Annotated in this window: 17 protein-coding genes; 6 read left to right on the top strand and 11 right to left on the bottom strand. The window is 33.1% G+C overall.

Annotation, left to right across the window (positions count from 1 at the left end; genetic code table 11):
- Both IAI56_RS02275 and IAI56_RS02270 read left to right on the top strand, forming a co-directional pair.
- Nucleotides 1-1,481 (top strand): T9SS type A sorting domain-containing protein (locus IAI56_RS02275; RefSeq protein WP_187656319.1); only part of this gene is annotated, 1,481 nt, incomplete at its 5' end.
- 110 nt (nucleotides 1,482-1,591) lie between these two features.
- A complete protein-coding gene (locus IAI56_RS02270) occupies nucleotides 1,592-2,404 on the top strand; it encodes a UbiA prenyltransferase family protein (protein WP_187656318.1) in 813 nt (270 codons plus the stop codon).
- A gap of 44 nt (nucleotides 2,405-2,448) precedes the next feature.
- Here the strand turns inward: IAI56_RS02270 and IAI56_RS02265 are convergent, their stop codons facing one another.
- The 10 genes from IAI56_RS02265 to IAI56_RS02220 all read right to left on the bottom strand — a co-directional run bounded on the left by IAI56_RS02265 (nucleotide 2,449) and on the right by IAI56_RS02220 (nucleotide 9,608).
- The gene (locus tag IAI56_RS02265) at nucleotides 2,449-2,835 is read right to left on the bottom strand and encodes a hypothetical protein (RefSeq protein WP_187656317.1); all 387 of its coding nucleotides are present in this window, start codon (nucleotides 2,833-2,835) and stop codon (nucleotides 2,449-2,451) included.
- Between the two features lie 12 nt (nucleotides 2,836-2,847).
- Entirely contained in the window at nucleotides 2,848-3,195 is a 348-nt protein-coding gene (locus IAI56_RS02260) for a hypothetical protein (RefSeq protein ID WP_187656316.1), read from the bottom strand.
- 4 nt (nucleotides 3,196-3,199) lie between these two features.
- On the bottom strand, nucleotides 3,200-3,640 hold the full coding sequence (locus IAI56_RS02255; RefSeq protein WP_187656315.1) for a hypothetical protein: 441 nt from the start codon (nucleotides 3,638-3,640) through the stop codon (nucleotides 3,200-3,202).
- Nucleotides 3,641-3,656: 16 nt separating this feature from the next.
- Nucleotides 3,657-3,968: a hypothetical protein gene (locus IAI56_RS02250; protein ID WP_187656314.1), complete on the bottom strand. Its 312-nt coding sequence runs from the start codon at nucleotides 3,966-3,968 to the stop codon at nucleotides 3,657-3,659.
- A 55-nt stretch (nucleotides 3,969-4,023) separates the two neighbouring features.
- On the bottom strand, nucleotides 4,024-4,527 hold the full coding sequence (locus IAI56_RS02245; protein WP_187656313.1) for a GbsR/MarR family transcriptional regulator: 504 nt from the start codon (nucleotides 4,525-4,527) through the stop codon (nucleotides 4,024-4,026).
- A 151-nt stretch (nucleotides 4,528-4,678) separates the two neighbouring features.
- The gene (locus IAI56_RS02240; RefSeq protein ID WP_187656312.1) at nucleotides 4,679-6,706 is read right to left on the bottom strand and encodes a M3 family metallopeptidase; all 2,028 of its coding nucleotides are present in this window, start codon (nucleotides 6,704-6,706) and stop codon (nucleotides 4,679-4,681) included.
- Between the two features lie 97 nt (nucleotides 6,707-6,803).
- Complete coding sequence (gene purE, locus IAI56_RS02235) at nucleotides 6,804-7,289, bottom strand: 5-(carboxyamino)imidazole ribonucleotide mutase (RefSeq protein ID WP_187656311.1); 486 nt, start codon at nucleotides 7,287-7,289, stop codon at nucleotides 6,804-6,806.
- Nucleotides 7,286-7,843, bottom strand: a complete 558-nt coding sequence (locus tag IAI56_RS02230) for a hypothetical protein (RefSeq protein ID WP_187656310.1) — start codon at nucleotides 7,841-7,843, stop codon at nucleotides 7,286-7,288. The genes purE and IAI56_RS02230 overlap by 4 nt, the downstream gene beginning before the upstream one ends.
- Before the next feature lie 2 nt (nucleotides 7,844-7,845).
- Nucleotides 7,846-9,000, bottom strand: a complete 1,155-nt coding sequence (locus tag IAI56_RS02225) for a 5-(carboxyamino)imidazole ribonucleotide synthase (RefSeq protein WP_187656309.1) — start codon at nucleotides 8,998-9,000, stop codon at nucleotides 7,846-7,848.
- A 71-nt stretch (nucleotides 9,001-9,071) separates the two neighbouring features.
- A complete protein-coding gene (locus tag IAI56_RS02220) occupies nucleotides 9,072-9,608 on the bottom strand; it encodes a hypothetical protein (protein WP_187656308.1) in 537 nt (178 codons plus the stop codon).
- Nucleotides 9,609-9,716: 108 nt separating this feature from the next.
- On the opposite strand from IAI56_RS02220, the gene hpt reads away from it, so the two are divergent.
- The 4 genes from hpt (at nucleotide 9,717) to obgE (ending at nucleotide 13,402) form a co-directional block, all read left to right on the top strand.
- Nucleotides 9,717-10,247 (top strand): hypoxanthine phosphoribosyltransferase, encoded by a 531-nt coding sequence (gene hpt, locus IAI56_RS02215; RefSeq protein ID WP_187656307.1) that lies wholly within the window; start codon nucleotides 9,717-9,719, stop codon nucleotides 10,245-10,247.
- Between the two features lie 64 nt (nucleotides 10,248-10,311).
- Nucleotides 10,312-10,884, top strand: coding sequence for an adenylate kinase (locus IAI56_RS02210; RefSeq protein ID WP_169522418.1), 573 nt, complete (start codon nucleotides 10,312-10,314; stop codon nucleotides 10,882-10,884).
- A gap of 87 nt (nucleotides 10,885-10,971) precedes the next feature.
- The gene (locus tag IAI56_RS02205) at nucleotides 10,972-12,195 is read left to right on the top strand and encodes a hemolysin family protein (protein ID WP_239107003.1); all 1,224 of its coding nucleotides are present in this window, start codon (nucleotides 10,972-10,974) and stop codon (nucleotides 12,193-12,195) included.
- Nucleotides 12,196-12,367: 172 nt separating this feature from the next.
- Entirely contained in the window at nucleotides 12,368-13,402 is a 1,035-nt protein-coding gene (obgE, locus tag IAI56_RS02200; protein WP_187656305.1) for a GTPase ObgE, read from the top strand.
- A gap of 172 nt (nucleotides 13,403-13,574) precedes the next feature.
- Here obgE and IAI56_RS02195 read toward each other — a convergent pair whose 3' ends face one another.
- Nucleotides 13,575-14,003 (bottom strand): hypothetical protein, encoded by a 429-nt coding sequence (locus tag IAI56_RS02195; RefSeq protein WP_239107002.1) that lies wholly within the window; start codon nucleotides 14,001-14,003, stop codon nucleotides 13,575-13,577.
- Nucleotides 14,004-14,058 lie beyond the last annotated feature (55 nt).

Raw genomic sequence — 14,058 nt, 5'->3', positions numbered from 1 at the left:
CCGCTACTGGCGGAACGGAATGGCCAAATCCTGAATGGTCAACTTTGATAGTAAGACGACTATTAGAGAATGCCGAGTTTAAACTTAGTTTTATTAACCGTTTTGCAGATATGATGAACACCTATTTTCTACCTGAGCGCGTGATAGGTGTTTCCAATCAATTTGCATCAGTAATTGAACCCGAAATTCAAGGACAAATTGACCGTTGGGCTGCACCTTCAAGCTATATTTGGTGGCAACAAAGTCAAGATGTTATAGAAAATTTTGCAACGGTAAGACCAGCTATTCAAAGAGAACATATTCGAACTAAATTTGGTATCACCGGTGATATCAATGCAACTTTGAATGTAAGCGATGCAACTCATGGTTTTGTAAAAATCAATACTGTCGAAATCAATTCATCAACTCCAGGTGTAGCAGCCAATCCATATCCTTGGACAGGAATTTATTTCCAAAACATTCCAGTTACTTTAAAAGCAGTTGCGCTACCTGGATTTGTATTCAGTCATTGGAGTGGCGATTCTAACAGTACAGAAGCAGAAATCACTATCACTACAACTTCAAATTTTAGTGTAACGGCTAACTTTGTTCCAGACGCTCCAGTTGAGGTAGAAGTGCCAATTTATTTCTGGATTTTTGATAGCACGGTAACAAATGATACACCATTAACAACATTAAATTCAAGATTTGAAGTTCCAGCCGAAGGTGTTTTACAGTATGAGTCGTGTTTGATTGGTTATCCTTTTGATGCTACTAGTCCAAATTGGAGAAAAGCATCTATGGAAAGAAGAAATAGCCCAACGGATATCAACTATATCCCAGAAGCGAATAGCAATATTCCTTTTGCAACATCAAATATGAGAGGTTTACAAATCAAACAACCTTTCCAAAATGGAACAAATGAAAACGCTATGATTTTCAATGTTTCAACTGCTGGTTACAAAGATATTAAGTTTGCTTTTGCAGCTAAAAATGAATTGGCTGCCGATGCTATCACCGTTGAATATTCAACAGTATCAGGAACACCAAGTTGGACATCGGCTGGTTTAGCACAAACATCCTATCCGTTAACTGCGGCATACCAATTATTCAATGTTGATTTGTCTACTATCGTTGAAGCTGTAAATAATGCTGATTTTAAAGTAAGACTACGTTTTACAGGTGCAAACATGACAGAAGATTTAGGAAACAGAGTTACATTTAATAATATAAGTGTTAAAGGAGTTTCCTTAAACTTAAGTGTAAATGAAAATACAAAACTTAATTTCAAAGTATTCCCAAATCCAGTGGCAGATATTTTAAATATCGTTCATCAATATGATTCAGTAGATTATAAATTATTTTCTATTGACGGAAAGTTGATACAAGCAGGTTTATTAATAAATCCTGAAATTAATGTGAATGGATTGCAACCAGGTATTTATATGGTTCAGTTTACAACTGATGGAAAGTCAGAAGTTAAGAAGTTTATAAAAAAGTAATTTTTAATTAGATAAAAGTTATTCTTTAGTCAACACTCAAAGGAATAGATGAAAATTAAAACTAATTTTGTCTGTTCCTTTGAGTGTTGTTTTTTTACCTATTATATTGATTGAAAACATTTAAAAAAATAGTTGATTTTTATATTAATAGCAGCATTCATGTCGCGTTATCCGTTTATGCTTTAACAAGATTAACAGGTTGCTTGTTTGAAATTGAATTAATAGAAAGCGTTTCTTCGTTTGCCTTTTTTGCAACAATCACAGGATATAATTTTGTAAAATACGATGCTTTAGCTCGTAGTCAAAAACTCGAAATGCGGTTAGAATTGAAAGCAATTGCAGTTTTGAGTTTCTTCTCTTTATTGATGGCAGTGTATTGTTTTTTTTGGCTCGAACGAAATACACAATTCATTGCATCAGTGTTTTTGGGTATCACCTTGTTGTACACATTGCCTTTTTTCCCAAATCGCAAAAATGCTCGAAATTGGGCTGGAATAAAAATTTACATTGTGGCTTTGTGTTGGGTTGGCGTGACGCTTTTTTTGCCGATAATCAATACTAATTTACCTTTTACCCATTATGTTTTTTTGGTGGCAGCACAACGATTTATCTTAATTTTTGTACTGATTTTAATTTTTGAAATTATCGATTTAAAATTGGATGATCCACATTTAAAAACCGTTCCGCAACAAATTGGCGTAACCAAAACCAAGCGAGTAGGTCTTGTGTTGATGGTTTTGTTTGTGTTATTAGAATTTTCAGCGATTGATTTTAGATTGGAGTTTTTTTTGTTGAAATTGGCTTTGGCACTAACAACGATTTTGTTTTTGTTGTTTTCGAATGAAAATCGTTCACGATATTATGCTTCTTTTTGGGTAGAAAGTATTCCGATTTTTTGGTGGTTGGTTGTTGTGATGATTTAAACTCTGTCAAAGTTCAAAACTTTGACAGAGTTGGGTTCAAAAATTTATCCATTAATAACTATTCGTTCTTCCACTTTTGTTTCACTTGCTTTTTTTTTACCTCTAAAAAAGAAATATAAATTGAAGAATAGCATAATTCCTAAATAGATTGAAAAACCACCAATTTTGTAGCTCAAAGCTTCGATTAGTGTTTGATAATCATTTTTGTATTCGCTTATTTTAAGTATCATTAAAGCAAATCCAATGTTTAAAAGATAAAATCCTGTTTCAAATAATTTATTAGTCGCATTGGCAATTTCTTCACGACTTTTAAAAATATCCATCATATAAACTTTACTGTTTCTAAAAAGCGTTCTTGAAACATAATAAGTTAGAAATAAAGCAATTGGTAAATAAACTGCATAACCGATTAAAATTTTTGTTGTGTCCATAATGTAAACTATTTATTGAATTAATTTTTGAATGTATTTTGTAAGTATGAAAATATTGAAATAGTGTAAAACCGAAATAGTGCAAATTATGATAGCCGATTTTACAGCGATAACTTCAATCAACTGATTGATAGAAAGGATTTTATCCCAAGAAATTAAAGTCATAGCACAATAACCAATATTCAAAAGATAATAACCTACCAGCAGAATTTGATTTGTTTTCTGACATAAATCTTCATGTTCAGGTATCAATTCAGCTACGTAAATATTGCCATTTTGGTAGCAAATTTTGCCAACTTTTATAATGATGAATGTAGTTATCAATAAGTAAATTGAGTAACCAATGATGTTGAGGTTCATGATTTTAAAATTTATAATATCCATTTAAATTATGAATAAAAAGTAGTGTGTTTACCACTGCAAAAAGAACAAATAATGTATTCATAAAATAACTTCCAACTTTAAATAAGGTTCTTTTCGGAATATCATACATTGGATAATAGGCAATTTGTGTGGCTACTTTTCCAACCCAATAAGCTGCAAGTAATCCGGTTAATGCAACTGCCAACGCAGATTGTTCTTTTAATTCGTTTGTAAATAAAATGGCAATTAATCCGAATGAAAAGTTTAATCCTTGGATATATCTTCCATAGGTTTTTGCAATTTCTTGATTTAGAGGTTTGAGTTGTTTTACATCATTATACCAATCAAAAACTTGATGACGGATATATGGATAAATCAATGCGGTAAATATTTGACCAATTCCACTTAGAATTATCAGCCAATTTGGTAATATAAATTCCATATAAATTCCATTTAAATTAAGGTTTTTGTTTATATACTAGGATTGATAAATAAATGCATAAAATAGGAGGCAAGAACCAATATATATCTGTTTTTAATCCTAAAAATAAGAGAGTAAAAAATAGCAATACAAAGAAAAAATAGATTTTTATGTGTATACTTTTGCGGTATTCTTTCCAATAATATATTCCTGTCAATAACTGAATAATTCCTGTTCCAATTGTAGAAATTGCAGCAATAATTAATGCACTTTCATTAAATATGGCAAACGATGCTATGAATAATGGAATTGATAAGGCTATGGTATTTAATACTTTTAATATATTCATGACTACATGATATTTTAAACTTTCAGAAAAAAATGAAAGTTTTAATTAAAAAAATTTACTTCATAATTTTTACAACCAATTTTGCCAACCAATTGTCTTTGTATTCCGTTATTTTGTCCAACATATTATCAGCTTTTAAAACGAAATCATACAATTTAGTGGTTTGATCAACAAAATGTTTTTCTTCGGCAGTATTGTCAGAAGTTATTGCAGAAACTTCTTTAAGTACTTTCAAAGCAGGTTTGATTTCGCGTTTGCTTCGTTCTCTGGAAATTTTAACGGCTAGTTCGTCTAAGTCTTTTTCAGCTGTAAAAAATTCACGGCGTTCGCCAGCTTTGTATTCTTTGTAAACAATTCCCCAATCCATTAATGCTCTTAAATTCATCGATGCATTGCCGCGAGAAATTTGCAATTCTTCCATAATATCTTCCATCGAAACTGCTTCGTGCGAAACCATCAAAAGTGCATGAATTTGAGCCATGGTTTTGTTAATTCCCCATTGGCTACCTAATGCACCCCAAGTTTGAACGAATTTATTTTTAGCTTCTTTGAATTCCATCTTTTTGTAGAATTTTCATTTTGATAGGACAAAGTTAAGTAAAAGTTTTTAAATTTTCAAAAAAAAATGAAAGTTTATTTTGAAAAAAATAACCGAAGCTTTAAACTTCGGCTTTTTTATCTTTCGTACTTTGTATTTTGTAACTCGTATTTTAAACCAACCCAGCTCGTTTCAGCAACGCATCAGCTTTTGGTTCTTGACCACGAAAACGTTTGTACAATTCCATTGGCAATTCGGTTCCGCCTTTTGAGAGTACGTTATCTTTAAATTTCGTAGCTACTTCTTTATTAAAAATGCCTTGTTCTTGGAAATAGGCAAATGCATCAGCATCCAAAACTTCAGCCCATTTATAACTGTAATATCCAGACGAATAGCCGCCAGCAAAAATATGCGAAAACGAAACACTCATACAGTTTTCAGCAACATCAGGATATAAAGTTGTGCCTTCGAATGCCGCTTTTTCAAACGCTTTTACATCAGTAATTTCGGTTGGATTATTGCTGTGAAAAGCCATGTCTAAAAGCCCGAAACTCAATTGACGTAATGTTGCAATGCCTTCTTGAAAACTCGCGCTTTCTTTGATTTTTTCAACATACTCTTGCGGAATAATTTCTCCAGTTTCATAATGTTTGGCAAACAATGCCAACGCTTCTGGTTCGTAACACCAGTTTTCCATCACTTGGCTTGGCAATTCCACAAAATCCCAATATACAGACGTTCCAGACAAACTTGGATAAACTGTGTTGGCTAACATTCCGTGTAATCCGTGACCAAATTCGTGGAATAATGTCGTTACTTCATTAAAAGTCAAAAGTGAAGGCTTGGTTTCGATTGGTTTTGTGAAATTACAAACGTTGGAAATATGTGGCCTTTCATTTTTTCCGTCTTTTATGTATTGCGATTTGAAACTCGTCATCCAAGCGCCATTTCGTTTTCCTGGTCGTGGAAAAAAGTCAGCGTAAAAAATGGCAACTAATTCTCCAAATTCGTCTTTTACTTCGTAAGTGGTAACTTCTTCGTGGTATTTGTCGATGTCAAAAACTTCGGTAAAAGTTAATCCGAATAACTTATTTGCAATGGTAAACGCTCCATTCAAGACGTTTTCCAGCTTAAAATAAGGTTTCAGTTTTTCATCATCCAAATTGAATAATTTCTGTTTCAATTTTTCAGAATAGTATGCGCCATCCCATTTTTCTAATTTTTCAATTCCGTCTAATACTTTAGCGAAAGCAGTTAATTCAGCAAATTCACGTTCGGCGGCAGGTTTTGCTTTAACCAATAAATCATTTAAAAACGATTTAACTTTCTCAGGATTTTGCGCCATTCGTTCTTCTAAAACAAAGTGAGAATGAGTTTCATATCCTAATAAATTGGCACGTTCAAAACGTAATTTCGCAATTTTAAGTGTGATTTCTTGATTGTCAAATTCGTTGTTTTGAAAAGCTTTTTTTCCGGCTGCGATGGCGATTTCTTTTCGCAACTCACGATTTTCGGCATAAGTTACAAATGGTAAATAACTTGGATGATCTAAGGTAAAAATCCAGCCTTCCAAATCTTTACTTTTTGCCAATGATTTAGCCGCTTCAATTGTTCCTTCTGGCAAACCTTTTAAATCGTTTTCATTAGTAATATGAAGTTGATAATTATTAGTTTCTGCCAAAACATTTTCGCTGAAAGTTAACTTTAGTTTTGCCAATTCAGTATCGATTTCGCGAAGTTTAGCTTTCTTTTCTTCCGATAATAAAGCACCGTTTCTAGAAAAACTTTTGAATTTTTTGTCTAGTAAAGTTGCTTGCTCTGTAGTAAGGTTTAAAGTGTTTTTTTGCTCGTAAACCGATTTTATTCTTTTGAATAAATCTTCATTCAAAGTGATGTCGTTACTGAATTCGGTCAATAATGGTGTAACTTCTTGAGCGATTTTTTGCATTTCGTCACTAGTTTCTGCCGAATTCAAATTGAAGAAAATCGATGACAATCGGTCTAATGCATCACCAGAAAAATCCAATGCTTCAATCGTGTTTTCGAATGTTGGAGCTTCTGGATTGTTGATAATAGCGTCTATTTCTGCTTTTGCCGAAGCAATATTTTCGATAAAAGTAGGTTTGTAATCTTCCATTTTAATTTGAGAAAATGGAGCAGTATCGTGTTTTGTATTGAATTTTTGAACTAAAACTTTCATAGTATTATTTATTGTTGATTATAAACCATTAAGAAATTAAGTTTCATTAAGGCAGTCAAAACTTAATGAAACTTAATTTCTTAATGGTTTAAAACTTTTATTTTTTCAATTCAGATGCAGCTTTATTCACTGCTTCTTTCAGACTTTCTTTGTAGAAAATAATTTTGTCTAGTACACATTTATCATGACTTCCGATGATTTGTGCGGCAAGAATTCCAGCGTTTTTTGCTCCGTTTAGCGCAACAGTTGCAACTGGAACGCCACCAGGCATTTGCAAAATCGACAAAACCGAATCCCAACCATCGATTGAATTACTTGATTTTACAGGAACACCAATTACAGGTAATGGTGACATCGAAGCGACCATTCCTGGTAAATGAGCCGCACCACCAGCACCAGCAATAATTACTGAAATACCTCGGTTGTGCGCATTTTTACTAAAATCAAATAATTTTTCAGGTGTTCTGTGTGCCGAAACGATATCTACTTCGGTTTCAATGTCAAATCCTTTTAAGATGTCGATGGCTTCTTGCATTACAGGCATATCTGAAATGGAACCCATTATTATGGCTACTTTTTTCATGAATTTTTATTTTTATTAAATAAATCTCTTATTTTATTAATATTCCTTTTATGCGTGCCATAAGAGAACAATTGAAATTTATTCGCTTTACTGTTTACTAGTACTAAATTTTCATTAATTACTATTGAGATTTTTTGCCCATAAGTTAGGAAATTACCCAAAGTTTCAAATGTTATAAAATTATTATTATGCGTTTCAATGTGCGAAAGAGTAAAATAATAAGGTATTTTTTCTTCTAAAATAGTTGTAATTTCTGGATGTTCTTTGGAAACCAAAATTTCTTCAAATTTACTAAAAGAATTTATTTCGCTTTGAAAGAAAAAAATAATTAATACTGAATATGAAAGTATTATTAAACTAAAGAAAATTATAAATCCAAACATATTATTTTCTTTAAGTATATTAGTTGTTAATGCTTCAACAATAACATTAAATGATATTGAAAATCCAACTAATATGAAAAGCAAATATACAATTGAAATTAAAATAGTTTTAAAAAGAGAATTTGGATACCTTTTATTTTTTATAATATATGCGATTGTTGTAGAGTCCATTTTTAAACAGAGATCACTCTAATACTATTCTTCACTTCCTCAGCAATTTTTCTGGCTTCATCCATATTTTCATTTACAATCGTAACATGTCCCATTTTTCGGAAAGGTCGTGTTTCTCTTTTGCCGTAAATATGAGGCGTTACACCATCAATTGCCATTATTTTTTCAATGTTTTCGTAAATTACTTGACCTGAAAAACCTTCTTCACCAACCAAATTTACCATAATTCCGGCAACTTTGCTATTTGTATTTCCTAAAGGTAAATCTAAAATCGCACGCAAATGATTTTCAAATTGTGAAGTATAACTTGCTTCAATACTATAATGTCCCGAATTGTGTGGTCTTGGCGCAACTTCGTTTACCAAAATTTCGTCGTCTTCGGTTTGGAACATTTCTACCGCTAATAATCCAACATGATTAAAAGCTTGTGAAACTTTTAAGGCAATTTCGGTTGCTTTTTGAGCTACTTTTTCGTCTATTCGAGCCGGACAAATTACATATTCTACTTGATTGGCTTCAGGATGAAATTCCATTTCTACTACTGGATAGGTTTTGACTTCGCCAGAAACCGAACGTACAACAATCACAGCCAATTCATTTTTAAACGGAACCATTTCTTCTGCAATGCATTCTACATTAGGTAGTTTTACTAAATCTAACGCTGAACGACACACTTTTACACCATTTCCATCATAACCAAATTGCGCGCATTTCCACACAAAAGGAAATTCTAATTCGTCTTTTTCTAACGATTTTCTCAAATCATTTAAATCTACATAACGCTGATGAGGTGAAGTTGGGATGTTATTTTGAACATAAAAATCCTTCTGGCAACCTTTATTTTGAATTAATCGTAACGTTTTTGGCGAAGGATAAACAGGTAAACCTTCTTCCTCTAGTTTATCTAAAGCATCAAGATTTACATTTTCAATTTCGATAGTTAGCAGATTGACCATTTTACCAAATTGATAAACGGTGTCAAAATCCATTAAACTTCCGCGAAAGAATTTTGTTGCGCCAAATTGGCTTGGAGCTTCATCGCTTGGATCAAGAATATACGTTTGGATATCAAATTTTCGGGTTTCGGTAAGGAGCATTTTTCCTAATTGTCCACCGCCGAGTATGCCTAGTTTAAAATCAGAAGAGAAATAATTCATTATGTTGTAGTTGTGTTTGCGCAAAGATAAGAGTAAGAATTTAGAATTCAGAATTTAGAATTCAGAAAATACTATTTGTTGAGTTTCTTTAATAAATTCCTTGTTGCCGCTTGGTAAGCCGCGGAATGATTGGAATAATCTTGAGAAATAATCATTTTTAATTCATTGTGAACCCAATCATATTTTTTGCCTAAAACAAAAAGTGCTTTCATGGCATACACTTTTGAAGCTACTTTTTCGTCTTGAATTAATCGGTCAAGTAGCGCTTCGATTAAATTGTGTTCTTGTTCCTGTGTGAGCGAAATGCCGTTTTTCCTGTGATTACTTTTGGTCAAAAAGAAAGCTATTTTAGTTGCTGGTCGTAATGCAGAAGCATCTTTAATTTTTGGAAGTATAATGCAGAAATCTTCTATGTAAGCTGCAAATTGTTTTAATTTCTTTTCGCAAACCAAGTCCAAACTCCAAAACGCTTTTATATGTAAATCGTGTTCAATATCAAAGGCTAATCGTATCATTTCATCGAGATGATTTTCGTTTTTCATGGCAAAATTGCTCACCATTTTTCGGCTGGCAACATGACATGTACTGGCTTCGATTTTTTGATACATTTGGCTTTTCATGTGGTAAATATATCTAATTTGCAAAAAAGTGTCAATACTTACTGCTTAATACTTTATACTTCATTAAATTTGCAACTTATTTTTAAATAAAAAATAATGATACACCTTCACGACAAATCTTTTGAGCCATTTATTTCATCGGAAGAAATACAATTTGCAATTCAAAATATGGCCAAACAAATGGACGACGACTTTTTTGATGAAGTTCCAGTTTTTATTGGCGTTTTAAACGGTTCTTTTATGGTTTTGTCTGATTTAATGAAAAATTACAGAGGAATGTGTGAAGTGAGTTTCATTAAAATGGCTTCCTATGAAGGAATGGCAACTACTAATGAAGTAAAACAGTTAATAGGTTTAAACCAAGATTTAGAAGGAAGAACGGTTGTGATTGTAGAAGATATTGTCGATACAGGAAATACAATTGAAGAATTGAAAACTATTTTCAAAGAAAAGAATGTGAAACATTTAAAAATAGCAACACTATTTTTCAAACCAGAAGCTTACAAAAAAGACATCAAAATTGACTATATCGGAATAAGAATTCCAAACAAGTTCATTGTTGGTTATGGCTTAGACTATGATGGATTAGGAAGAAATCTTCCAGATGTATACCAATTAGCACAATAAAACGTATTCAGAAAGTTACTAAACTCATAAACACATAAACTTTTAAACTCATAAACTAAAAAAAATGATTAACATCGTTCTTTTCGGAAAACCAGGTGCAGGAAAAGGCACACAAGCTGAATTTTTAAAAGAAAAATACAATTTAACACATCTTTCAACAGGAGATATTTTTAGATTTAACATTAAAAATGATACCGATTTAGGAAAACTTGCCAAAACATTTATGGACAAAGGCGATTTAGTTCCAGACGAAGTAACCATCCAAATGTTGCAAAGCGAAGTAGATAAAAACCCACATTCAGCAGGATTTCTTTTTGATGGTTTTCCAAGAACATTAGCTCAAGCTGCGGCTTTAGATAAATTTCTTGAAAGCAAAGGACAAAACATCACAGCAACGGTTGCACTTGAAGCTGATGATGATATCTTGGTAGCACGATTATTAGAAAGAGGAAAAACTTCAGGAAGACCTGATGATCAAGACGAAGAAAAAATTCGCAATCGATACCAAGAATATAACGAAAAAACCGCACCTTTGATGGATTATTACAAAGGACAACAAAAATTTTATGCTGTAGATGGAATTGGCACCATCGAAGAAGTTACAAAAAGAGTTAGCAAAGTAATAGATAATTTGTAACTTAGTGCCTGTAAAGGTTAATCAAACATTTTTCAATTGGAAATTTTTATAATTTTTCTTCTTATTTTATTGAATGGAGTTTTCTCAATGTCTGAGATTGCGCTCATTTCTGCTCGAAAAAATCGACTAGAAACTGCTGCAAAAAAAGGCAATACTAATGCAAAGGTGGCATTAGACTTAGCTAATTCTCCAAACAAATTTCTTTCAACGGTACAAATCGGGATAACGCTAATCGGAATTTTAACCGGTATTTATTCAGGTGACAAAATTACAGATGATGTAAAATTGTTTTTTGACGGTTTTGTATCACTACAACCTTATTCTCAAAGTATTGCCGTTGGAGTAGTGGTAGTGGTTTTAACTTTTTTCTCACTAGTTTTGGGGGAATTAATTCCAAAACGGATTGGTCTTAATTATCCCGAAGCGATTGCTAAATCTGTTGCTGTACCGATGAAAATGGTTTCCGTAGTAACAGCACCATTTATTTGGTTATTAACCGTTTCAACCGAGTTTGTTTTAGATGTTTTTAAAATAAAACCAACTGCCGATGGAAAAGTAACCGAAGAAGAAATCAAAGCCATCATAAAAGAAGGAACCGAAGGTGGCGAAGTTCAAGAAATTGAGCAAGACATCGTGGAACGCGTTTTCCATATTGGCGATAGAAAAGTAAACTCCTTAATGACACATCGCCAGTGGATAGTGTACCTTTCTACAGATGACACCATCGAAGAAATAAAAAACAAAGTACTCGACGAATTGCATTCCGTTTATCCAGTTTGTAACGAAAATCTTGACGAAGTTCAAGGCGTTGTGCTATTAAAAGACCTTTTTGCCAACTTCGAAAAAGGTAATTTTGACCTAAAATCAATCGCCAAAGAACCAGTCTATTTAATCGAACACACATCAGCTTACAAAGCACTAGAAAATTTCAAAAAATCCAAAGTACATTATGCTTTTGTAACCGATGAATACGGTGTTTTTCAAGGAATTATCACGCTAAATGACATCCTCGAAGCACTCGTTGGCGAAGCATCCGATTTTGATGAAGACGAATACCAACTCGTTTCCCGCGAAGACGGAACTTGGCTCGTTGACGGACTATATTCGCTACACGATTTTCTAACCTATTTCGACATGGACGAACTAACCAACGATTACGACGTAACCACGGTAAGCGGACTAATCATGACCGAAATGGGTAAAATTCCAACACAAGGCGAAAAACTAATCTGGAACAAACTCGAACTCGAAATCATCGATATGGATGGCGTAAAAATTGATAAAGTACTAGTAAAATCAATAATAGAATAAAAATACAAGGAGCGAATCGTTCGGGCAAAAAATAAACCATTTTCCTGCTTTTCGTTACAATCTTTTTTAATTGTTTTGTCATTCTGACCTTGTCTCAGGACAAAACAATTAAAAAAGGATTTCCACTACAATCAGGGCTAAAAAGCTAGCCATAAAAATAAAGAATAAAACAATGACCGAAGGTAATTTCGTTGACTACGTAAAAATATACGTTTCCTCAGGAAAAGGAGGAAAAGGATCATCCCATTTGCACCGCGAAAAATTCATAGAAAAAGGCGGACCAGATGGTGGCGATGGTGGTCGTGGTGGACACGTAATCATAAAAGGAAACAAAGGACTTTGGACATTATTTCACCTAAAATTTGCTAGACACATCAAAGCTGGTCATGGTGGCGATGGCGGAAGTTCACGAAGTACAGGACACGACGGCGAAGACAAAATCATCGAAGTGCCACTTGGAACCGTAGTTCGCGACAAAGAAACCGAGGAAATTCTATTTGAAATAACCGAACACGGTGAAGAAAGAATTCTAGTAAAAGGCGGAAAAGGCGGATTAGGAAACTGGAATTTTAGAAGTTCAACCAATCAAACGCCGCGTTATGCACAACCAGGAATGCCAGTTGAAGAGCTAGATGTAATTCTAGAATTGAAAGTATTGGCAGACGTTGGTTTAGTAGGTTTTCCAAATGCTGGAAAATCAACTTTACTGTCTGTCTTAACATCAGCCAAACCAAAAATAGCCGATTATCCGTTTACGACATTAAAACCCAATCTTGGAATTGTAGCCTATCGCGATTTTCAATCGTTCGTAATCGCTGATATTCCTGGAATTATAGAAGGCGCAGCCGAAGGAAAAGGTTTAGGTCATTATTTCCTTCGACATATAGAGCGAAATTCAACGTTGTTATTCCTCGTTCCAGCCGATGCCGATGATATTAAAAACGAATACGATATTTTGCTAGACGAACTTCGTAGATATAATCCAGAAATGCTTGACAAAGACAGATTGATAGTAATTTCAAAAAGCGATATGCTCGACGACGAACTCAAAGCTGAAATGAAACAAGAATTGGATAAATCGTTTAAAGGAATACCTTACATGTTTATTTCCTCAGTTGCCAATCAAGGATTAACGGAACTAAAAGATAAACTTTGGCAAATGCTCAACATCGATACTGAGCAACCCGAAAACAGCCACGGACTATAAAACAAAATCCCATCGCAAGATGGGATTTTTTGTTTTCTTGATAATTTTCTCCTTAAAATTGTCATTCCATAGGAATCTCAAAACGGTGTGAAATTCTTATGGAATGACAAATTAAACGTTTATTTTAAATAAAAAACCTCACTATTAGTGAGGTTTTAATTAGTTAACTTTTTTATTTTTTACATTCTGAGTAATCAACTTCAAACTCATAATTTTTGTCACTCAATTTTTTAATTGCTGAGTTAGAGTTGTGAGCAGGTTTATAAGACGCACCTGTTCCTAAATCAACAGCAATTCCAACTAGTCCAAATGATAATGCAGAAAGTATAAAGTTTCCAGTTCTGAAAGATTTATCAAAAGTTTGAGTCTTAGATGGGCAACCTTCTTGTTTTACTTCAACAACTAATGGTTGATTTCTTGAAAAAAGACTAGTGGCTTGTCCATTACCTAATTTTTGACCATTAACAAATATTTCTGCGTTTGGTTTGTCTTTTACTTTAATTGTACCGTTATACTTACTTCCACCAAACATCACACCACAACTGTTAAATAGAAATGACATGCAAAATAAACCTGCTAATAAATAAACTTTTTTTCTCATAAACTTTAATTGATTAATTATTAAACCTACTTTCAGTATTTTTAGTGTCGCTGTT

Origin of the sequence: Flavobacterium macrobrachii (assembly GCF_014486675.1) — a bacterium.
Taxonomy (GTDB): domain Bacteria; phylum Bacteroidota; class Bacteroidia; order Flavobacteriales; family Flavobacteriaceae; genus Flavobacterium; species Flavobacterium macrobrachii.
This window is presented reverse-complemented; position numbering and strand designations above follow the sequence as displayed.